This is a genomic window from Longirhabdus pacifica, from assembly GCF_004115085.1.
Lineage (GTDB): Bacteria > Bacillota > Bacilli > Paenibacillales > DSM-105158 > Longirhabdus > Longirhabdus pacifica.
The window spans coordinates 126,198-148,782 of record NZ_QXJP01000009.1; the positions used below are offsets into that span (position 1 = coordinate 126,198).

Annotated in this window: 15 protein-coding genes; 9 read left to right on the forward strand and 6 right to left on the reverse strand. The window is 42.2% G+C overall.

Features of this window, described 5'->3' with window-relative positions:
* The first annotated feature begins 18 nt into the window (after nucleotides 1-18).
* Nucleotides 19-624, forward strand: a complete 606-nt coding sequence (locus D1Z92_RS09180; protein ID WP_240666640.1) for a YdcF family protein — start codon at nucleotides 19-21, stop codon at nucleotides 622-624.
* A gap of 21 nt (nucleotides 625-645) precedes the next feature.
* Nucleotides 646-1,344 carry a 2-phosphosulfolactate phosphatase gene (locus D1Z92_RS09185; protein WP_128895363.1) on the forward strand — a complete coding sequence of 233 codons (699 nt, stop codon included), beginning with the start codon at nucleotides 646-648 and terminating at the stop codon, nucleotides 1,342-1,344.
* Between the two features lie 140 nt (nucleotides 1,345-1,484).
* Here D1Z92_RS09185 and D1Z92_RS09190 read toward each other — a convergent pair whose 3' ends face one another.
* From D1Z92_RS09190 to D1Z92_RS09205, 4 genes are all read right to left on the reverse strand, one after another.
* Complete coding sequence (locus tag D1Z92_RS09190) at nucleotides 1,485-3,563, reverse strand: peptidase G2 autoproteolytic cleavage domain-containing protein (protein WP_128895364.1); 2,079 nt, start codon at nucleotides 3,561-3,563, stop codon at nucleotides 1,485-1,487.
* A gap of 165 nt (nucleotides 3,564-3,728) precedes the next feature.
* A complete protein-coding gene (locus D1Z92_RS09195; protein ID WP_240666641.1) occupies nucleotides 3,729-6,182 on the reverse strand; it encodes a peptidase G2 autoproteolytic cleavage domain-containing protein in 2,454 nt (817 codons plus the stop codon).
* A gap of 101 nt (nucleotides 6,183-6,283) precedes the next feature.
* Nucleotides 6,284-8,503, reverse strand: a complete 2,220-nt coding sequence (locus D1Z92_RS09200) for a peptidase G2 autoproteolytic cleavage domain-containing protein (RefSeq protein ID WP_240666642.1) — start codon at nucleotides 8,501-8,503, stop codon at nucleotides 6,284-6,286.
* 54 nt (nucleotides 8,504-8,557) lie between these two features.
* Nucleotides 8,558-11,173, reverse strand: coding sequence for a peptidase G2 autoproteolytic cleavage domain-containing protein (locus D1Z92_RS09205; protein ID WP_240666643.1), 2,616 nt, complete (start codon nucleotides 11,171-11,173; stop codon nucleotides 8,558-8,560).
* A gap of 442 nt (nucleotides 11,174-11,615) precedes the next feature.
* On the opposite strand from D1Z92_RS09205, the gene D1Z92_RS09210 reads away from it, so the two are divergent.
* The 5 genes from D1Z92_RS09210 (at nucleotide 11,616) to glnA (ending at nucleotide 17,329) form a co-directional block, all read left to right on the forward strand.
* Entirely contained in the window at nucleotides 11,616-12,560 is a 945-nt protein-coding gene (locus D1Z92_RS09210; protein WP_128895367.1) for an AAA family ATPase, read from the forward strand.
* Nucleotides 12,561-12,646: 86 nt separating this feature from the next.
* Nucleotides 12,647-13,918 (forward strand): GTPase HflX, encoded by a 1,272-nt coding sequence (hflX, locus tag D1Z92_RS09215; protein ID WP_128895368.1) that lies wholly within the window; start codon nucleotides 12,647-12,649, stop codon nucleotides 13,916-13,918.
* 139 nt (nucleotides 13,919-14,057) lie between these two features.
* Nucleotides 14,058-15,281 (forward strand): methionine gamma-lyase family protein, encoded by a 1,224-nt coding sequence (locus tag D1Z92_RS09220; RefSeq protein WP_128895369.1) that lies wholly within the window; start codon nucleotides 14,058-14,060, stop codon nucleotides 15,279-15,281.
* Between the two features lie 113 nt (nucleotides 15,282-15,394).
* Nucleotides 15,395-15,802, forward strand: coding sequence for a MerR family transcriptional regulator (locus D1Z92_RS09225; RefSeq protein WP_128895370.1), 408 nt, complete (start codon nucleotides 15,395-15,397; stop codon nucleotides 15,800-15,802).
* Between the two features lie 183 nt (nucleotides 15,803-15,985).
* Nucleotides 15,986-17,329 carry a type I glutamate--ammonia ligase gene (glnA, locus tag D1Z92_RS09230; RefSeq protein ID WP_128895371.1) on the forward strand — a complete coding sequence of 448 codons (1,344 nt, stop codon included), beginning with the start codon at nucleotides 15,986-15,988 and terminating at the stop codon, nucleotides 17,327-17,329.
* Nucleotides 17,330-17,408: 79 nt separating this feature from the next.
* Here glnA and D1Z92_RS09235 read toward each other — a convergent pair whose 3' ends face one another.
* Nucleotides 17,409-19,289: an ankyrin repeat domain-containing protein gene (locus D1Z92_RS09235; RefSeq protein WP_128895372.1), complete on the reverse strand. Its 1,881-nt coding sequence runs from the start codon at nucleotides 19,287-19,289 to the stop codon at nucleotides 17,409-17,411.
* Nucleotides 19,290-19,582: 293 nt separating this feature from the next.
* Nucleotides 19,583-20,365, reverse strand: coding sequence for a hypothetical protein (locus D1Z92_RS09240; protein ID WP_128895373.1), 783 nt, complete (start codon nucleotides 20,363-20,365; stop codon nucleotides 19,583-19,585).
* 218 nt (nucleotides 20,366-20,583) lie between these two features.
* Here D1Z92_RS09240 and D1Z92_RS09245 point away from each other — a divergent pair, with 218 nt between their 5' ends.
* Both D1Z92_RS09245 and D1Z92_RS09250 read left to right on the forward strand, forming a co-directional pair.
* Nucleotides 20,584-21,522, forward strand: coding sequence for a phosphodiester glycosidase family protein (locus D1Z92_RS09245; RefSeq protein ID WP_164931532.1), 939 nt, complete (start codon nucleotides 20,584-20,586; stop codon nucleotides 21,520-21,522).
* Nucleotides 21,523-21,691: 169 nt separating this feature from the next.
* On the forward strand, nucleotides 21,692-22,261 hold the full coding sequence (locus tag D1Z92_RS09250; protein WP_128895375.1) for a hypothetical protein: 570 nt from the start codon (nucleotides 21,692-21,694) through the stop codon (nucleotides 22,259-22,261).
* Nucleotides 22,262-22,585: the final 324 nt, after the last annotated feature.

The window sequence follows — 22,585 nt, forward strand, 5'->3', positions numbered from 1 at the left end:
AAAAGAGAGGGAGAAGAGTTGAAGAAAAGAAAAATGTTGCTATTTAGCTTGTTAGGTGTGTTTGTTGCTGGAGTCATGTGGACAGGATATGTACAGTGGCTCATTCATAAAGCAGAAGGAACTGAGAAGTTGCAAGTCACCTATGATGTAGCCATCGTTTTAGGGGCGGCATTACGTGATAACGAACCAAGTCTAGCATTGAAAGAACGCTTAAATCATGCGTTAGCTTGGTATGAACAGGGGAAGTTTTCCACGATCATTGTGAGTGGTGGCTATGATTATGATGAAGCGACGCTGACCGAAGCAGAGGGGATGAAGGGGTATTTAGTGGCACAAGGCATACCAGAAGAACGTATATTGTTAGAAAATAAAGCTACGAGCACGTATGAGAATTTACTATTTAGCCAGCATATGATGGATGAACAAGGGTTTCGTTCAGCTGTTATTATTACACACAGCTACCACGGAGCGAGGGCTTTAGATATATCACAGTATTTACAGTATGAAGATCCAGTCATCTCTACTACAGAATCCGAGGTGTTATGGATGCCTTATCATAAAGGAAGAGAAACGTTAGCTTATAGTAAGTGGAAGTTGGATCAATGGTATATGAAGCTGAATTAAAAGGATGGGAGAGAACGGTACGTGGTCATTAACACATTGCAATTTACAGAAGGGGCAAGACAAGCGAAAGGACTTACCGTCGTCATTGACGTATTCCGCGCATTTTCATTAGCTTGTTATTTGTTTGATAAAGGAGCTGCTGGAGTTATTCCAGTGGGAGAATTAGATGAAGCGAGAAAATGGAAGGAAGATCATCCAGATTACATTCTCATTGGTGAGCGGAAGGGGGTCATTCAACCTGGCTTTGATTATGGGAATTCTCCAGCACAAATTTTAGATGTAGATCTGGAAGGAAAAACTATCGTGCACACCACGAGTGCAGGGACGCAAGGGATCGTCAATGCCATCCATGCGGATGAGATTATTACGGGTAGTTTCGTCAATGCAGATGCCATCGTTCGCTATATACAGAAGCAACGCCCTGCCGTCGTGTCTATCGTCGCCATGGGGTGGAGAGGACAGGAATCTGCAGCCGAAGATGACGCTTGCTCACAATATATAAAGCATGCATTGTTAGGGAAATCCAATGATTTTGCTTCCATCAAGCATGAGCTGAAGCATAATCGAAAAACAGCTAGTTTTTTAGACGTGAAAGATGATGACTCTGCTCCAAAGCAAGATTTTGAATATTGCATGGATCTCAATCGGTTTTCGTTTGTGTTAAAAGCAGAAAAACAAAACGAAGACGGATCATTTCGCTTCGTTCGAATCGATGTTTAACAGCATGTTGATCAAAGACAAAAGAACCATTTTATGATTGTACTGTTTCTTGTAAAGGAAAAGGAATTTTACAGGGAGCAGTGCATAATAATGTTGGTTCTTTTTTATTAGCTTGGATTTAGTGTTTGCGTGACCATCATTTAGTTTTTTAAATGTGAAAATAATTGCTTGATTTGTTGTTCCATTGCATCGACTTTCATTTGTAAACGGTGTTCTGACTGTTGTAGATGCTCTATTTGTATATCTTTTTCTTCCAAATGATGTAGGATACGACGTTGCTGAACGTATTGATCACCGTTGAGCAGGACAAGCACTTGTTTTTCCCCAGTTCGTTCTATGACTCTATAGCCATAATCACATTTTGTACCTATACCTTTTTCATTTGGCATGCAGTAGCCATTTACCTCGCAGCTTCCATCATCTCGCACTCTCACTTGCCCCACTAAACCTACAGCAGACCACTCGGCTCGCTCAGCCCTTTCTTCATAGGTGCGTTTCGGGTCATATTGGGGGTTTACTGCGAGCTGTTTTTTGACCGTTTGTGCCTCTATAATGTTGCCATGTTCATCGCGCTGATCTGGTATAAGCACATCTTCGTAGATGCGACGCCCCCACTCATCGGTAAGGTACTGCCCTTGCCAGTATAGTCCGCTATTCCCACCAAGCACGCCTGGTGTAGCGCTTGTGATGCCTAGAATGTACTCATCGCTGCTGTTGGCAATGCGAATTTTGTTCCCTTCTAACGTCACGAAGTAACCGACATCAATTGGTGTGCCGTCGATACTCTCGAACATTTCCGCAAAGTCACACGTGTTGCAGCTCGCATTCATACTCACCGTACCCATAAAGCACGCATCGCCGACACCAGCGCCATTCGTCGTACCGCTAATAAAGGCAGCGATGCCGTTACCAGTTACGCCAAATGCTCCTGCGGCTAAATGCCAAGAATTTTCTAGCTTTGCTGCGCCGCTGTTTCCCATAATGTGGGCACTAGTGAGGGTAGCCCCGATGGAGGTGTCTATGCCTTGGGCGTGTGATGCGATGGCTCCTGCTATTGTTCCAGCCCCTTCTGCATGAGAAGCAGGTCCACCAGCCGTTGTATCGAAGCCTTCCGCATGCGCATTAGGTAAACTAGCTGTTGTATTACTACCTTCTGCATGACTGTTATTACCATTTGCTGATGTATTTAATCCTTCGGCATGCGCATTAGGTGCAGAAGCCATTGTAGAGTTTCCCTCGGCATGAGCCTGGTTCTCACTAGCCGTTGTAAGGAATCCTTCCGCATGGGAATGAAGACCACTTGCTACTGTTTCTCTCCCTTCTGCATGAGCCCTTTCTTGTCCTGCTATTGTCATGAAACCTTCGGCATGGGAGTCGATGGCGATTGCCATTGTATTGCCTCCTTCCGCATGAGCACCATTACCACTGGCTGTTGTGTTGAATCCTTCCGCATGAGCGTTTAAAGCGTTAATTGTTGTTGTTGTACCAGATCCTTCTGCATGAGAAAAGGGACCCATTGCTGTTGTAATCAATCCTTCCGCATGGGCAGCTAAATCGCTAGCTGTTGTGTTGAGTCCTTCTGCATGGCTACTTTCTCCACTGGCTAACGTATTACTTCCTTCGGCATGACTATATATACCTCTAGCTATCGTATCCTCTCCTTCTGCATGAGCAGCATTACCACTTGCTATAGTTGTAGTTCCTTCCGCATGCGCATTTGCTCCGCTAGCCGTTGTATTGTTTCCCTCAGCATGCGAAACAGAGCCACTCGCTGTAGTAAGAAATCCTTCGGCATGCCCAGCGAAAGCAGTAACTCCAACATTAGTGCCAAATCCCTCGCTATGACTGTTACTTCCGCTCGCTGTGGTGTTCGTGCCTTCGGCATGCGAACTACTACCATTGGCTCTTGTACTTGTGCCTTCGGCATGGGAAGCTAATCCTTGCGATACGGTTAGTGTTCCTTCCGCATGAGAGTTGCTACCGATGGAAGTGCTGCTTCCTCCTTCCGCATGAGAGTTTGCGCCAGTTGCTATCGTATTCGCCCCTTCGACATGGGAGCAACTTCCATTCGCTTCGGTGTTGCACCCTTCACTATGTGAACCAAAGCCATTCGCTGTGGTGCTGGCTCCTTCCGCTAATGATGCTTCACCACTTGCACATGTATTTTGACCGAGTGCGGTAGAGCATATATTGATGTCGTCTTTTCTGTTACAAGTCAATGTAAATTTCCTCCTTCATATTTAGGCTAATATAGTGATATAGGGTATGAAAGAAAGGAGGGGATTGCCTGTGCGGACGCCTATAGGGGGAGTATGTCAAACATAACAATGTATTATTTTTAAATTTGATATATATGTGAGTCAAATGAAGGTGGGCCATTTATTTTACTTTCTATCTAATCTCTCTACTACTTTATTTAACATATGGATGGCTTGCTCTGACTTTTCTAGCCTTTTCACCAAACATGTATTTGCATTTCGTACTTGTATTAATTGTTCATGTAGTTGCTCAATGGTTAGTACTGATTCTTTTTTGAATTGCATATGTTGTTGTCTTAATGTATGTTGCTGCACATATTGATCGCCATTAAGCAATACGAGCACTTGCTTCTGTCCTGTTCGTTCTATGACTCTGTAGCCATAGTCGACTTTCGTAGCGATACCTTCTTGATTTGGCATACAATAGCCATTCACTTCACAGCTACCGTCATCTCTCACTCGCACCTGGCCGACTAAGCCAACAGCAGACCACTCGGCTCGCTCCGCTCTTCCTTTATAAGGGCGTTTCGGGTCATACCGTGGATTGACTGCTAGTTGTTTTTTTACCGTTTGAGTTTGTACCACGTTGCCATGTTCATCTTGTTGATCTGATATAAGCACATCTTCGTAGATGCGGCGTCCCCATTCATCGGTAAGGTACTGCCCTTGCCAGTATAGTCCGCTATTCCCACCAAGCACGCCTGGTGTAGCGCTTGTGATGCCTAGAATGTACTCATCGCTGCTGTTGGCAATGCGAATTTTGTTCCCTTCTAACGTCACGAAGTAACCGACATCAATTGGTGTGCCGTCGATACTCTCGAACATTTCCGCAAAGTCACACGTGTTGCAGCTCGCATTCATACTCACCGTACCCATAAAGCACGCATCCCCGAGACCTGCACCATTCGTCGTACCGCTAATAAAGGCAGCGATGCCGTTGCCAGTTACGCCAAATGCTCCTGCGGCTAAATGCCAAGAATTTTCTAGCTTTGCTGCGCCACTGTTACCCATGATGTGGGCGCTAGTGAGGGTAGCACCGATGGAGGTGCCGATGCCTTCCGCGTGGGAGGCAGTTGCTCCAGCAATGGTTCCAAATCCTTCGGCATGGCTTGTATCTCCAGTTGCTGCGGTCGATAATCCTTCAGCATGGCTTTGATTTCCACTGGCTGTGGTATTACTGCCTTCTGAGTGAGAAGAAATGCCAGTTGCTGTTGTATTATTTCCTTCAGCATGACTAGAACTTGCCATGGCTATAGTGCAAGCACCTTCCGCATGAGTGGACTGCCCTACTGCATCTGTACCCTGTCCTTCCGCATGGGACTGAAGTCCACTTGCAATGGTGAAGTTACCTTCCGCATGACTCTGGGAAATCATAGCTGTCGTATTTCCCCCTTCCGCATGGGATGAACTTCCACTTGCTAGTGTACTATCCCCTTCGGCATGACTTTGAAATCCGCTGGCCGTTGTATTCCTTCCTTCGGCATGACTTCGAGGCCCGCTGGCTGTCGTTTCACTTCCTTCGGCATGACTTTCGGGTGCACTAGCCGTTGTTCCAGTTCCTCCAGCATAGGAATAGTCCCCACTGGCTACGGTGCTGAATCCTTGTGCATGTGCGGCAACTCCACTTGCTATTGTGCCACTTCCTTCTGCATGAGATTGAGGGCCACTTGCCGTTGTAGCAAGCCCTTCTGCGTGGCTTTGGTTACCACTTGCTATGGTCATACTTCCTTCCGCATGGCTCGCTGCTCTGCTTGCTAAGGTGTTCATCCCTTCTGCGTGTGCACCTATTGCACTGGCTGTTGTATTTGACCCTTCTGCATGGCTCCCTCGTCCACTTGATATGGAACCAACGCCTTCGGCATGGGAGTAAAAAGCACTGGCTGTTGAAGAGAACCCTTCGGCGTGAGAACCAGAACCGCTGGCTGTTGAAGAGAATCCCTCCGCGTGAGCATTATCTCCACTGGCTTCAGTAAAGCTCCCTTCTGCATGAGATGAAGTTCCACTGGATATCGTACCTGCTCCTTCCGCATGGGAAGCTAAATCACTAGCTGTTGTCATACTTCCTTCTGCATGGCTTTGAGTTCCACTAGCAATAGTCTGACTTCCTTCTGCATGAGAAACAGAGCCACTAGCTGTTGTTAAAAACCCTTCTGCATGGCCCCCAAAAGCATTGACTTCCACAGTGGTACCAAATCCCTCACTATGGCTGTTACTGCCACTAGCTGTTGTGTTTGCACCTTCGGCATGGGCACTATTGCCGATTGCTTTCGTGCTTGTGCCTTCCGCGTGGGATGCCAGTCCTTGGGAGACGGTTAAAGAGCCTTCCACATGGGAGTTGCTGCCGATAGCCGTATTGCTACCGCCTTCCGCATGAGCATTTGCACCATTAGCCGTGGTGTTTGCACCTTCGGCATGGGAGCAGGTTCCGTTCGCTACGGTGTTGCATCCTTCACTATGTGAACCAAAGCTAGTTGCCGTCGTATTGGCACCTTCTGCTAGTGATGCTTCTCCACTTGCGCATGTATTTTGTCCAAGTGCTGTCGAACATATATTGATGTCGTCTTTTCTGTTACAACTCAATGTATTTTCCTCTCCTTTATATTTAGGCTGATACAGGGTATGAAAGAATGGAGGGGGCTGCCTGTGCATTTGCCTATGATATTAATGTTTAAAATCAATATTTATCTTTTTTCTAATTTTTCTAATCGTTCATGTAGTTGATTTATGGTTTCCTCTGATTTCTCTATCCTTTCTAGTAATATCTTATTCACATTCCGTAATGCTTCTGTCTGTTGAAATCTCTTCTCCATGCAATCATATTGGTGTTTCAGTTTACTGTGCTGCACATATTGATCTCCATTAAGTAACACAAGCACTTGCTTCTGTCCTGTTCGTTGTATAACCCGATAGCCATACTCTGATTTTGACCCTATACCTTCTGCATTTGGCATACAGTAGCCGTTCACTTCACAGCTTCCATCGTCTCTCACTCGCACCTGGCCGACTAAGCCAACAGCAGACCACTCGTCTCGCTCCGCTCTTCCTTCGTAAGGGCGTTTAGGATCATAATCAGGGTTTACTGCGAGCTGTTTTTTGACCGTTTGTGTTTTTAGGACATTGCCATGTTTATCGTGTTGATTAGGTATAAGCACATCTTCGTAAATGCGACGTCCCCATTCATCGGTAAGATACTGACCTTGCCAATACAGTCCACTATTCCCACCAAGTACGCCTGGTGTAGCGCTTGTGATGCCTAGGATGTAGTCATCGCTGCTTGTTGCTATACGAATTTTGTTTCCTGCTAGCGTCACAAAATAGCCGACATCAATCGGAGTACCATCGATACTTTCGAACATTTCGGCAAAGTCACATGTGTTGCAGCTCGCATTCATACTTACCGTGCCCATAAAACAAGCATCACCGAGACCTGCACCATTTGTCGTACCGCTAATAAAGGCAGCGAGCCCATTGCCTGTGATACCAAACGCACCAGCGGCTAAGTGCCATGAATTTTCTAACTTTGCATCGCCACTGTTCCCCATAATGTGGGCGCTAGCGAAAGTGGAACCTACTGTCGTACTGATTCCTTCCGCATGGGAGGCAGGAGCACTTGCTATAGTAGAAAAGCCCTCTGCATGAGCGTCTATTCCAAACGTTTGCGAACCTCTGCCTTCGGCATGACTATGGTTACCAACAGCTATTGTAGATAGACCTTCCGCATGCGCATCAAGACCAATCGCTGTGGTATCATTACCTTCCGCGTGAGAAGATATAGCGCTAGCTGCAGAAAGAAATCCCTCCGCATGCGCATAAATACTGTTAGCAACGGTAAACAGCCCTTCCGCATGACTTTCGTTACTACTTGCTGTTGTACTTCTTCCTTCGGCATGAGCGTTGTTTCCACTTGCTACGGTTCCAGTGCCTCCAGCATAAGCGCAATCACCAGTAGCCATCGTATTGCATCCTTCTGCATGAGCTCCTGTTGCGCTCGCTATTGTGTTAAATCCTTCTGCATGGGAGGCAAAGCCGCTAGCTGTTGTTCCTGCGCCTTCTGCATGGCAGGAAGATTCACTTGCTGTAGTGAAACGACCTTCTGCATGGGAACCGGTAGCACCAGCAAAACTTCTATCACCTTCCGCGTGCGATTCATTCCCCATTGCTATAGTGTTTTCTCCTTCTGCATGAGCTCGAGTTCCCATCGCTACAGTACATTGTCCTTCTGCGTGACTATCACTGCCGCTCGCTATAGTCAGTTCTCCTTCTGTATGTGAATTGTTCCCACTAGCAGCTGTAGCTGTGCCTCCAGCATAAGCGCAATCACCAGTAGCTAACGTATTGCATCCTTCTGCATGAGCTCCTGTTCCGCCTGCTACTGTTCTAATTCCTTCCGAATGAGATTGAGGGCCACTCGCCGTTGTACCAAGCCCTTCTGCATGGGAAACAGAACCACTTGCTGAGGTGCGAAATCCTTCCGCATGCCCAGCAAAAGCAATGGCTCCCACGGTTGTACCAAATCCTTCACTATGACTGTTACTGCCACTTGCTGTTGTGTTTGCACCTTCGGCATGGGCACTATTGCCTATCGCTTTCGTGCTTGTGCCTTCTGCGTGAGATGCCAGTCCTTGGGACATCGTTAAAGAGCCTTCTACATGGGAGTTGCTACCGATAGCCGTATTGCTACCGCCTTCGGCATGAGCGTTTGCACCAGTTGCCGTTGTATTCGCTCCTTCTGCATGGGAGCAGCTTCCATTCGCTTTGGTGTTACATCCTTCACTATGCGAACCAAAGCCATTTGCCGTCGTATTGGCTCCTTCTGCTAACGATGCTTCACCACTTGCACATGTATTTTGACCGAGTGCGGTAGAACATATATGGATATCATCTTTTCTATTGCAACTCAATGTAACTTCCTCCTCCATTATTAGGATAATTAAAGATTGGTATAATGATTTATTTTATTTCTTCATCTTATATAATTTTGCTACGATTTCGTATAGTAAGTGGAATGCTTGTTCTGACTTCTCTACCCTCTGAAGTAACGATGTATTATCATGACTTAGCTGTGCTAAACTTTCATGTAATTGATGCATACTTTGTTCTGATTTCTTTTCTTTCTGAATTAATAATTCATGGGCGTCAACTAATTGCATATGTTGTTGGCTTAATGTATGTTGCTGCACATATTGATCCCCGTTGAGTAGGACCAGCACTTGTTTTTCTCCTGTTCGTTCTAGCACTCTGTAGCCATACTGTGCTCTTGTCGCTATACCTTCTGCATTTGGCATACAGTAGCTATTCACTTCACAGCTTCCGTCGTCTCGTACTCTGACTTGCCCCACTAATCCTACAGCAGACCATTCGTCTCGCTCAGACCTTACTTCATAGGGGCGTTTGGGGTCATACTGCGGATTGACTGCTAGTTGTTTTTTTACCGTTTGTGTGTGTAAGACGTTGCCATGTTCATCGCGCTGATCTGGAATCAAGATATTTTCGTAGATGCGACGTCCCCATTCATCGGTAAGATATTGTCCTTGCCAGTAGAGTCCGCTATTTCCACCAAGTACGCCTGGTGTGGCGCTCGTAATGCCTAAGATATAGTCATCATTATTCGTGGCAATGCGGATCTTGTTTCCTTCAAGCGTCACGAAATAACCGACATCAATGGAAGTCCCATCCATACTCTCGAACATTTCGGCAAAATCACATGTGTTGCAGCTTGCATTCATGCTGACGGTACCCATAAAGCAGGCATCACCGAGACCTGCACCATTCGTCGTACCACTTATAAAGGCAGCAATGCCGTTCCCGGTCACACCAAACGCTCCTGCTGCTAAGTGCCATGAATTTTCTAGCTTTGCTTCACCACTGTGACCCATAATGTGGGCACTGGTGAGCGTAGCACCGATAGAGGTGTTGATACCTTCCGCGTGTGAAGCTGTAGCTCCAGCGATTGTACGGTCACCTTCCGCGTGCGAAGCTAAACCATTCGCTGTGGTACCTGTACCTCCTGCATAACTACAATTGCCTATGGCATTACTATTACATCCTTCCGCATGGGCCTGATCTCCACATGCAATATTGTCTCGTCCTTCCACATGGGACGCCTCGCCTAGTGCTACGGTGGTATCTCCTTCCGCATGCGCGGCAAAAGAACAGGCTAAACTTGCGTTGCCTTCGGCATGCGTATTTGCCTCATTTGCCACTGTATCATTACCTTCTGCATGGGAATTAACCCCAAAAGCCGTTGTGCAATTGCCTTCCGCGTGCGCAGCCATACTGTTCGTCACGGTAGCAATACCTTCTACATGAGATTGATTTCCTAGTGCGCAGGTACACTCTCCTTCGGCATGCGCCGCATTTCCATTGGAAACACTTAAGTTACCTTCTGCGTGCGCAAATTCACTCAAAGTTGAGGTGTTGATCCCTTCCGCATGGGATGCACGAGTACCTGCCATCGTATTACATCCTTCCGCATGGCTAGCTTCGCCAGATGCCGTTGTACCAGCTCCTTCGGCGTGAGATTGTGATTCACATGCTGTAGTTAAGTTACCTTCTGCGTGTGAATCATTTCCTAAAGCAAATGTACTGTTTCCTTGGGCATGGGATTGAGCATTCATTGCTACAGTTAAACTGCCTTCTGCATGTGCTTCATTACTCATAGCACATGTCATATTCCCTTCGGCATGTGCTGCTTCTGCACAAGCTGTCGTGTCAGCACCCTCCGCATGAGCGAACGCAGCACTCGCTTCTGAACCGCCGCCCTCGGCATGACTGGCTAAAGCACTTGCTTCAGTACAAATCCCTTCCGCGTGAGCATTATTAGCATTTGCAATTGTACTGTTTCCTTCTGCGTGGGCATAACTGCCGGAAGCATTTGTTTGAATCCCTTCACTGTGGGATGCCAAACCAGATGCCGTAGTCCCTGTTCCCCCAGCGTATGAACATGCTCCGCTTGCTATGGTGTTACAGCCTTCTGCATGGGCGTGGTTGCCAGATGCAATGGTATTTGCTCCTTCCGCGTGAGCATTTATTCCGCTGGTAGTAGTATTCATTCCTTCCGAATGAGCATTCATCCCGCTTGCCGTAGTTTGATTTCCTTCTGCGTGTGACACTGAACCACTAGCATAAGTTAAAAATCCTTCCGCATGTCCAGCAAATGCGTTAACGTCCACATGTGATGCAAAACCTTCACTATGGGCGTTGCTGCCGTTTGCTATTGAACTTGCTCCTTCCGCATGTGAACTGCCTCCGCTTGCTATGGTGTTTGTTCCTTCGGCATGGGAAGCTAACCCTTTAGACTTTGTTAACGACCCTTCCGCATGTGAATTAGTCCCTGTTGCTACGGTGCTACCTCCTTCTGCATGAGCGTTGGCTCCGTTAGCTGTAGTGTTTGCGCCTTCTGCGTGCGAGCAACTTCCGTTTGCGTTTGTATTGCATCCTTCACTATGTGCACCAAATCCATTTGTCGTCGTGTTTGCACCTTCTGCCAAGGATGCAACTCCATTTGCACATGTATTCTGACCAAGTGCTGTTGAACATATATCGATGTTGTCTTTTCTGTTACATTCCACTGTAAACACCCTTTCAGTGTCATAGGCTATAGATTTATATAACGTATGTTGTGTAAACTTTATTGGTATAGGCCTGCGCCTAACTTTTGCATCTTGCTTAGTTTTTTTAGCCTTATGCTTCTCAAGTAGCTTTGCATTGCAACGCTTTTGGGCTCCAGCTAAGCAAAGCTTAGCTTTTTAGCCTTATGCTCTCCTAAAGCTTTGCTTTGCAACGTTTTTGGGCTCCAGCTAAGCAAAGCTTAGCTTTTTAGCCTTATGCTCTCCTAAAGCTTTGCTTTGCAACGTTTTTGGGCTCCAGCTAAGCAAAGCTTAGCTTTTTAGCCTTATGCTCTCCTAAAGCTTTGCTTTGCAAAGCTTTAGGAGAGCATAATAATTATCAATTCCAACACATAGGATGAATTAAGTCGTTTTGAAGTAGCGATTGTTAACGGAGGTGAAGGGATTGAGTGAACGTGTTGCAGAACGTGCACATGCCCGTAATAAAGCTAGGCAAATTAACATCATTTTGAATGTGCAGCAAGAAACGTCCATCAAGAAAGAGTTGCCACAAAAAGAGCCCGTCCCATCACTTTATGATGATGAAGTAACTGCATTATTTAAAGAATTAAATCACATGATTGGTTTGGATAAAGTAAAAGAAATGATGTTTGAAATATATGCGTTATTAAAAATAAGAAAAATAAGAAGTGAAGAGGGTTTAAAAACGGATACCCATGTGTTTCATATGTTGTTTAAGGGCAATCCAGGTACAGGAAAAACAACGGTGGCTAGAGTTGTTGCGAAGTTATTTGCCGCTATGGGAGTGTTATCGAAGGGGCATTTAGTAGAAGTGGAGAGGGCAGATTTGGTTGGTGAATACATCGGACATACAGCTATAAAAACAAGGGAACTTGTAAAAAAAGCAATGGGTGGTATTCTATTTATAGATGAAGCTTATAGCTTAGGTCGCGGTGGGGAAAAAGATTTCGGAAAAGAAGCCATCGATGCCTTAGTCAAGCATATGGAAGATGAGAAAGATGAATTTATTTTAATATTAGCTGGGTATACACAGGAGATGGATGATTTTTTAACGTTGAATCCAGGTTTAGACTCTAGGTTTCCCATCCAAATTCAATTTCCTGACTATGCTTTGGATGAATTGCTCAGCATCACTCATCTTATGCTGGAGGAAAGGCAGTATGTATTATCTCCGCAGGCCATGGCTAAATTTCAAAGTACATTATCCTATGCAAAGCAATCCCATCACTTCAGCAATGGTCGATATATTAGAAACTTGATAGAGAAAGCGATTAGACGGCAAGCCGTCAGATTAATTAAATCATCCCATACGACGTTAGATCAATCTGCATTAATGACGATAGAAGCACAAGATCTAAAAAATGAATGACTTGCTGGTTTTTATCATTGGAGGCAGTGCGGTGTTGAATGGCTAAGGCCACATCGTAGGACATATAAAGGAGTTGTGAAGTAACTATGTCAGAAGAAATAGGGGAACAAGAAGAAAGAGGGCTGCTCGTTTCTGTCACATTGAAACGGGATGCACAATTTGCGAACGAAGGTACGCTGATAGAATTACAAAATTTAGCAAAGACAGCAGGGGTAGAAACAGTTTCAATCATGGAGCAAAGCCGTGATAGAATAGATGCTGCGACGTTTGTTGGAAAAGGCAAGCTACATGAAATGAAACAAATGATCGAAACAGAGGACATTGATGTGGTCATTTTTAATCAGTCATTATCTACGGCCCAAGTTCGCAATGTGGAAAAAGTGCTTAACATTAAAATTATTGATCGTACCCAGCTTATTTTAGATATTTTTGCGCAGCGTGCAAGCTCCAAAGAAGGTAAGTTGCAAGTAGAGCTTGCCCAACTTCACTATTTGCTGCCAAGATTATCTGGTCATGGCATTCATCTCTCTCGTCAGGGCGCGGGAATTGGTACTCGTGGACCGGGGGAGACGCAATTGGAGACCGATCAACGGCATATTAAAAGACGTATCAGAGATTTGGAAAAACAGCTTGAAACTACGGTGCGACATCGTGAGTTGCAACGAAGACATCGAAAGCAAATGAACGTGTTTCAAGTCGCGCTTGTTGGCTACACCAATGCAGGCAAATCTACGTTATTAAATAGAATGACGGATGACGATAGTTACGCTGCGGATCAATTATTTGCTACTCTAGATCCAAAAGCGAAAAAGTGTATATTACCTAACGGACAACACGTGATTTTGAGCGATACAGTTGGTTTTATTCAAGATTTGCCACATGAATTGGTAAAAGCTTTTCGTTCGACATTGGAAGAAGTGTGTGAAGCCGATCTTATTTTACATGTGGTAGATCGTTCAAGCCCACAATACGAAAATCAGATGGAGACGGTAGAAAGTGTCTTATCTGAGTTAGGTGCAGGAGATACGCAGCGTCTGACATTATGGAATAAAATAGATGCCATAGAGGATGAACATATCGTATCTCAACCATCACCCGATACACTGGCCATCAGTGCGATGAGCGAAGCAGATATCGAAAGAGTTAAGATGCATCTTCAAGATATATTGTTGCTCGAGCCTCAATGTTACAGCATTCCTGTGCATGATGGACACGCCATGGCTAAAATGTATGAAATAGGAGAAGTATTGTCAAAGAAAGAAGAGGGCGATAGGATGGTGTTTGAAGTAAGATTAAATCATCTACACGTGAAAAAACATGAATCATGGTTAAACCAATACATAGCTAAAGAAAGCTAAAGTCATGTTACTACATGCTACTCTGCGTCATGAAATTTAAACCAAGTACAAAAACAGATAAAAAAAATAAAACCGTTCGTCTTGAAATGATGCAATAACGATATGGGAAAACATAAAGAGGGAGAAAGTATATAAATCAATGAAACAACATATTACAGCAGTGGATAAACGCATTGCCAATCAAATACAAAACATAGACGAAAGAATTGATCAATTGCAGTGGAAAGTCATTGAAGCTTTTCAACAACATCAAGTGAGTGATTTTCATTTTAGTGGTTCAACAGGTTACGGATATAACGATAGAGGAAGAGAGATATTAGATGCATTGTTCAGTGATATTTTTGATGCGGAAGCTGCTTTAGTTCGCTCCCAATTCGTATCTGGAACGCACGCTATTAGTACGGCTTTATTTGGTGTTCTGCGACCTGGTGATAAAATGCTTTACATTTCTGGCAAGCCATACGATACGTTGCATAAGGTCATTGGGGAGGAGCAAGACGGCAAAGGCTCGCTGCGAGACTTTGGCATTGCATATGAGCACATCGATTTACAATCTGATGGGAACATCGATTGGGATATGTTGCAGCACAAATGGACAGATAATGTGAAAGTCATCGGCTTGCAGCGATCCAGAGGCTATGCTTGGAGAAACTCTTTTACAGTGGAGCAGATCAAGGACATCGTCAGTAGAATCAAAGAGCAGTATCCGAATGTCATCGTATTTGTAGATAACTGCTATGGAGAGTTTACAGAAGACAAGGAGCCGACGGCAGTAGGTGTAGATTTGATGGCAGGCTCCTTAATCAAGAACCCCGGTGGTGGATTAGCCGAAACGGGAGGATATATTTGTGGTAAGAAGACGTATGTAGAGCAGGCATCGTACCGGTTGACAGCTCCTGGAATTGGGGGAGAAGTTGGTGCTACCCTGCATAGTCTTCGCCCGATGTATCAAGGTTTATTTTTAGCCCCACATTTTGTAGGACAGGCACTGAAAGGGTCGGTCTTTGCAGCCGCAATGTTTGAACAATTAGGGTTTGAAACACAGCCGAAATGGAACGAAGCAAGATCAGATATTATACAAGCTATTCGCTTTCAATCTGCGGAACAATGTATTGCCTTTGTGCAGTCCGTGCAAAAAGCATCCGCTGTCGATGCACATGTCACACCAGAGCCTTGGGACATGCCAGGTTATGAGCATCCTGTTATTATGGCAGCGGGAACTTTTATCCAAGGAGGCAGTTTGGAATTGTCAGCCGATGCACCGATCCGTGAACCTTATATTGCTTATATGCAAGGGGGCCTTACGTATTCTCATGTCAGGCTTGCCGTGATAAAAGCGATGGAGCAATTGGGTGAAATATAAATCGTCATACAATTTTCAAACATTTGCTGTAATAAAACATTACATGGATTGACAACTTTCTGTCGTAAAAGTATACTTATAGATATCACATAATACTGGAAGGTTGATGTGCGATGAGTGGCGATATACGCCGGAACATGGCATTGTTCCCTATTGGAATTGTTATGAAACTTACAGATTTAACTGCTAGACAAATTCGTTACTATGAGCAACATGATCTAGTGGTACCAGCTAGAACCAACGGTAATCAACGTTTGTTTTCGTTCAATGATGTAGAGAGATTGTTAGAAATAAAATCACTGATTGAAAAAGGCGTAAATATAGCTGGGATCAAACAAATGGTAGATCCAGTAAAGCAAGATGACGAAGAAACAACGGTCATTAATGAGCAATCTGAATCTAAGCGTAAGGAGTTATCTGATACGCAGCTTCATACCATGCTGAAACGTCAGTTGTTTGACAAAAATAGACCTGGTCAAGTTTCACTGATACAAGGTGAATTATCTCGTTTTTTTAAGTAATTCACATTAGCAAATATATCATTATCTATTACTGGAATTATTAGATGGAGAAATGTTACAGTTACCATGCTCACTACTTGTATTTGTGCTTTTGTTACTATCATGTGAGACAGTACATTATCATTCTCTTCATCTCATTAATTATATACATTAAGGAAAAAATGAAGGAGTGGAGATTGTTATATGACATACGCTAAAAAAGGTTACACAAAAGAAGATATTATGCGCATGGCTGAGGAAATGAATGTTAGGTACATACGTTTGCAGTTTACTGATTTATTAGGAACGATTAAAAATGTAGAGATTCCATTGCAACAGCTTGAAAAGGCATTGGATAATAAAATGATGTTTGACGGTTCTTCTATAGAAGGTTATGTAAGAATTGAAGAATCAGATATGTACTTATACCCTGACTTAGACACATGGTTGATTTATCCATGGGATGAAAGTGCAAAAGTTGCTCGTCTCATTTGCGATATTTATATGCCTGATGGTACTCCATTTGCTGGAGATCCACGTGGAATTTTAAAAAGAAACTTAAAAATAGCAGAAGATATGGGATTCACTGCAATGAATGTAGGGGCAGAGCCAGAGTTCTTCTTATTTAAAACAGACGAAAAAGGTAATCCTACGATGGAGTTGAATGACCAAGGTGGTTATTTTGACTTTGCACCAGTAGATTTAGGTGAAAATTGCCGCCGTGAAATTGTACTTACGTTGGAACAAATGGGATTTGAAATTGAAGCATCTCACCATGAGGTAGCTCCAGGTCAACACGAAATTGATTTTAAATATGCGAATGCACTAGAAGCATCAGATTTAATTCAAACGTTCAAGCTCGTTGTAAAGACGATTGCGCGTAAGCATAACTTACATGCAAGTTTTATGCCTAAACCATTGTTTGGAATGAATGGATCTGGTATGCATTGTCACCAATCTTTGTTCTCCGATAAAACAAACACGTTCTATGATGAAAAAGACGTAAACGGTTTGAGCGAAACAGCACGTTATTACATGGCAGGTATATTGAAGCATGCTCGCGCTGTTGCAGCAGTGACAAATCCTATCGTGAATTCATATAAAAGATTAGTTCCTGGCTTTGAAGCTCCTTGTTATGTTGCTTGGTCCGCAAGTAATCGTAGTCCAATGATACGTATTCCAGCATCTCGTGGATTGAGTACTCGTATCGAGGTAAGAAACCCAGATCCATCAGCGAACCCTTACTTAGCTCTTGCATGTATGTTGAGAGCAGGATTAGATGGTATCGAACAAAAGTTAGAACTTCCAGCTCCGACAGATCGAAATATTTATATTATGACAGATGAAGAGCTTGTAGAAGAAGGCATTACTAGCTTACCAGCTAATTTGAAGGAATCTCTAATCGAATTGCAAAAAGATGATGTCATTTGCGAAACGTTAGGAGAACATGCACTGGCACACTTCGTAGAGTTAAAAGAAATTGAATGGGATATGTATCGTACGCAAGTACATCAATGGGAAAGAGATCAATACTTGTCCTTGTATTAAGATAATAAAAATCCTGGCATCTAACATGCCAGGATTTTTTTATAGTAAGTAATGGGGAGGAGCATAACGCTCCTTTTCTTTATTTGTTTTCTTCTAACATGTTCACAATCACATCATATTCAAATAATTTAGCAATGTCTAAAGCAGTAAAACCTTCTGTTGTTTTTAACGAAGTGTCTGCTTCTGCTTCCAACAAGATTTTTACAATATCTGGATAACCCAATAATGCCGCAGTTATAAGCGCTGTATTTTTATCGTCATCTACTATATCTACATCAGCATTGGCCTCTAATAAAAGCTTTACCATATCAGCATACCCCCAATAAACTGCATCCATAAGGGCTGTGTCACCATACTGATCCTGCACGTTTACATCAGCATCTGCATTTAGTAAAAGTTCAACAATGCCGGTATGTCCATTATCTACTGCAAACATAAGCGCTGTAGATTTATCGTTATCTGCTATATCTACATCAGCATTAGCCTCTAATAAAAGCTTTGCGATATCAGCATCCCCCCAATAAGCTGCATTCATAAGGGCTGTTTCACTATACTCATCCTGCACGTTTACATCAGCATCTGCATCTAGTAAAAGTTTAACAATGTCAATGTGTCCATTTTTTACTGCATGGATAAGTGCTGTTGCTGATTGATTATCTTTTACATTTATAGCAGCGTCAGCTTCTAATAAAACCTTCACAATATCTGTATGTCCCCAGTATGCCGCAGTTATAAGCGCTGTGTCTCCATACTTATTTTGTATGTTAACATCAGCGTCAGCCTCCAATAAAAGTTTTACGATATCTCTTTCACTCCAGTAAGCTGCATCCGAAAGTGCTGTGTCTCCATACTCATTTTGTATGTTAACATCAGCATTAGCTTCTAATAAAAGCTTCACACTATCTGCATTCCCCTCGTAAGCCGCATCTATAAGTGCTGTGTCTCCATACATATTTTGTATGTTAACATCAGCGCCAGCCTCTATTAAAAATTTCACAGTATCTGTTTTGTCCCATCTAGCTGCAAGAATTAAAGCAGTATTTCCGCTTTTATCCACTTGATTTTTATCCGCGCCAGATTCCATTAGAAATTGTACTGATTCCAAATTCCAGATAGGAGCGACAGTTAACAATGTATCTCCATTTGTAGCTGCGTAATTAACTTTATATCCGTTATCTATTAGCTGTTTGACAGCTTGTATATCTTCATTAATTATCGCCTTAACCCCTGTATAAAATAGTTCATCAGCTGAATCAATCGTCACATTACTATTGAAAAGAAGATTTGCCATGTCTTTATTTCCACTATATATGGCGAAATCCAGTGTGGATTGTCCGGATAAAGCTTTTACATTAACATCCGCTTTTGCATCTAATAAAAGTTCAACTATTTCTATATTATTCGTTGAAATTGCTTCTATTAATGGAGGGTTTTCATTCGCCAGATGCTCATTCAAATCTACTTCTTCTTCTATTAATTTCTTCACTAAGTAAAAATCTTTATCTTGTACAGCTTCTACTAACGGCGTTATCGTTATAATATTAGCTGTATTAGTCTCTGCATCATACGTTACTTTAGCACCGAATGTTTCACTAAAAAAGCGAAGCGGTACATAAGTATACCCATCTTTTAATTGAGGAGCAACATCTAATGCAATTTCAATATCATCTACATATGCGGTTTTATTGTCAATCTGCAATGAAACCTTTGTTTCGCCTAAAAGCAAGGTTACCGTTTGCGTTGCATCATCCCATTTCATATCATCCGTTCCAAGCGCATTCATGATGTCACGTAATGGTACTAGGGCAGCACCATTTTTCACAAAAGCGGGATTTACAAGCTCAATGTTTTCCCCATCCAACTGTAAGTTAATTGCTTCATCAGCAGAAACAATCTGCACTCCTGCAAAAATCGAACATGCTACCGTTAGACTTAATACTAATGACTTTAATTTTTTCATCTCTACACCTCTACTATAAAAATATGGTTACATGAAAGTTTAAATAAATTATTTAATTTCTCGTAACTTATCATATTATACAGAACATAAGCAGAAGATTCAATTTTTTTAGTGATAAAGATTTAATTATTAAGTTAATAGTAAGATAAATAAAATAAAACAAGACACATAAGGTATTCATACTTTTCTTTGCAATACAAAACCCTTGGCACGATTGTGAAGTGCGACGTGTCAAGGGTTTTGGTGTTACTATGCCAAAGAAAATATTTTGACCAAAAAATAATTTAAAACCTTTACTTCATCTTTTTGCGGCTTGTTCTGATGTTCACTATGGAACTTAGCATCAAGAGCAGTCCAACAGTACCACTAAACACAGGGTATATAATGGGGTAAATGATATGAGGATAATCGTAGCCCCTTGTTACATTGGTATAATACCCCATATCCATTAATCTAGTAGATGTTGAATTAACCAAGTACAGCTCTTTGCTATAATGGTGCCTCTCCTCATAAGTGAATTGAACCTCTTTTTCCAACTGTCCATTATCATTTAACGTTATGGCTTTCCAACTGCCACTTACGTGAGGAAGTCTTTGAATAATAACGATCTGCTCTGTATGTTGCTTATTGTCGTATACGGAGATTACATCGATCCATGAAAAATATCTACTTTCAAAACTTTCACCAGCTTTGACTATCATGGTATCTGGGGATGATATTTCTTTTTCGTTCGTAAAAATGTGAAGATCAAGGACTTCATCATGACTAGGGTTCGACATGAATGGTAGGAAAGGAGTACGCTCTGTATTAGGCACTTCTTTTATCTTTATGTTTATCCCGTTGTAGACTAACTCAATTACATCATCTAAGCCGTCATCGATTTCATATTTAGAGAAAATTTTATCTTTAGGATTCACTTTTTTTCCTATGATTGTAGCGCTAAGAATCTCTTGTATGTCATATCGACTTCTTAAGGTACCATCAATAATATATTCGCGAGTGATTTTAAAACTTTCATAGACAGAAACAGATAAAATGAGCAAAGCAATACATAGTATCATTATATTTTTTTTCAAGTACACAGTCTCCTATTTAACTTTAATTTTTTATAAAAGAAAATTTTTCAAAACCATCTATTTTATTATATAGATGCATAGGATGATTTTCACTGTTAAATATTGTGCTTTAAAACGTTGGTTCATAGATGTTCTCTATATCATTTTTAAAAATAAAACGAACACAGAGGTATAACCTTGACGCTCCCACACACTCGCATAAAAAGGGGGTTATATCTATGGAACATAAACGAATACGTATACGTAATGGTAATGTGGAGGTTGCACCGCTAGTTTACACTCATCCGTACTCCAGATACAATGGCTACACGGATGTAAGAATATTGGAACTGTCTAATATCCAAAACGCAACATATAAGTATAGTAAAAATGAAACTTTGCCGCAAATTGTAAAAGACGAACAAAGTGAGGTGCTGTCTTTTAACGGTAGTTTTGTGTACAACGGTCAAATTCTTGGGAAAACCGTAGCGAATGAAAAAATAATAGCAAACGACATTCCGAACAAGACAGAAAACCGTCACCATTTTTATTACGACGGTGACTTTAAAATAGGGAGATGTGATCACACAACAGGAGTAAAGTTTGCCGTTCAAGGAACACCAATGCTGCTCAAAAATAACAAGAGTGTGTTTAAACAGGCTATAAAAAAAGAGAATACGCAGCAAGACATATTATGCTGTTCTAGCCCACGGACTGCTGTAGGTTTAAGGGCAGATGGTACTGCCATAGTGGTATTGGTAGATGGTAGGGGGAAATACGACAAGGGAATGACGCTGCAAGAGTTAGTGATATTATTTCAACATCTTCATTGTACAGACGCCATCAATTTAGACGGAGGTGGTTCTAGTACGTTATATAGTAATAGTCCACAATTACAACAAAAGTTAGGGATGAAGTATGCAACACATATGTGTGACATGAGTAGAGAAGAACCACGAGCAGTTAGTCATGCTATCATATTGGAATGCAATAAAGAACCCAAAATACAGGCAACGATCGGTGGCACAGTGAATGGTAAAGAAGTAGACCATGGTTATCTGATTGATAATGTAACGTATGTCCCTATTCGGGCAGTAGCTGAAACGTTAGGCGCTACAGTAAAATGGAATGCTGAGAAGTTACAGTATGAAATAATGATGGAGAATAGCTCATCGTGAAATGAACAGAATTTGTAGAAATGACTTAGTACCAAATTACTTTCATTAGCTATACAGCACAGATGTGTCATTTGACTTATTTCTTCTTATTGGTATAATACTACCTAAATTATACATCAATATCGTTTCAAAAGTTATAAATATAAAAGTATAAAAAGAGGATATAAAATTGAAAAGATCATTTTATGTTGTGACTATTTTGTCTATCATTTTAACTGCATGTACCCATCAGGAAGAAAGAATAGGAGAGTATACAACGCCTACAGATAAAAATGAGCAGTCACTATCATTTTTTGAAGATGTATTAGGTATGGGAGTATCGCTTGATATGTCGGAAAAAGAGGTGAGGACGCTTTTATCTGAGCCAAGTGCAATAGGGATCAGTGAAAAAGACGGCGCTATTACTTGGCGCTACGATTATATTGTGAGTGAGGACTATACCTTTCAAGATGCAGATATGGAAGTAGCAGAGGGGGAGAGTCAAGTCGTTGATATCGTTGATGTTGAAGGTCTTATCCATGGGGATATGGAGTTGCAATTATTTATAACGTGGAATGAGGGCGTTATAAATAAGATTGTTGTATTGCACAACGACAGTGGACGAATCAAAGAATATTGGCTCATTGACAAAACGGACTACGATAATGGTGGAGCTATTCAACATGAGTCCTCTGAAAGAATATTTGATAGTGTTGAAAAATTTAGGTATCATATTGAATCTGAGCACAATCATCAATAATATAAAAGAGGTGCTTCGCTTCCCAATGCTATAACCTATCAGCGGGAGAGAAGCACCTTTCTTGTGAACGCCTTTTAATATGAAGGCGTTTTTTGTTGTATTTTTCCATGATGAATTTATGGATAAAATATTGACAAAAACACTCATATTTTATAAAGTTGTTAATCTGAAGAAAATTACAACAAAATCAAAAGGATCTACATATTTGAACGACCCACCACTTATCACCCTTTCGGGTTGCTTGAAGTGGGGGATTCCTAAGAACATCAGCGTAACCGCCAATTGTTTATTAGGCTATCCCCGTAGTCCCTACGGTTAAGAGAC

What these genes read in the sequence shown, in the direction of transcription:
- D1Z92_RS09225 (WP_128895370.1), top strand. Translation starts at nt 15,395, where the DNA reads ATGAGTGGCGATATACGCCGGAACATGGCATTGTTCCCTATTGGAATT.
- D1Z92_RS09220 (WP_128895369.1), top strand. Translation starts at nt 14,058, where the DNA reads ATGAAACAACATATTACAGCAGTGGATAAACGCATTGCCAATCAAATA.
- hflX (WP_128895368.1), top strand. Translation starts at nt 12,647, where the DNA reads ATGTCAGAAGAAATAGGGGAACAAGAAGAAAGAGGGCTGCTCGTTTCT.
- D1Z92_RS09235 (WP_128895372.1), bottom strand. Translation starts at nt 19,289, where the DNA reads ATGAAAAAATTAAAGTCATTAGTATTAAGTCTAACGGTAGCATGTTCG.
- glnA (WP_128895371.1), top strand. Translation starts at nt 15,986, where the DNA reads ATGACATACGCTAAAAAAGGTTACACAAAAGAAGATATTATGCGCATG.
- D1Z92_RS09245 (WP_164931532.1), top strand. Translation starts at nt 20,584, where the DNA reads ATGGAACATAAACGAATACGTATACGTAATGGTAATGTGGAGGTTGCA.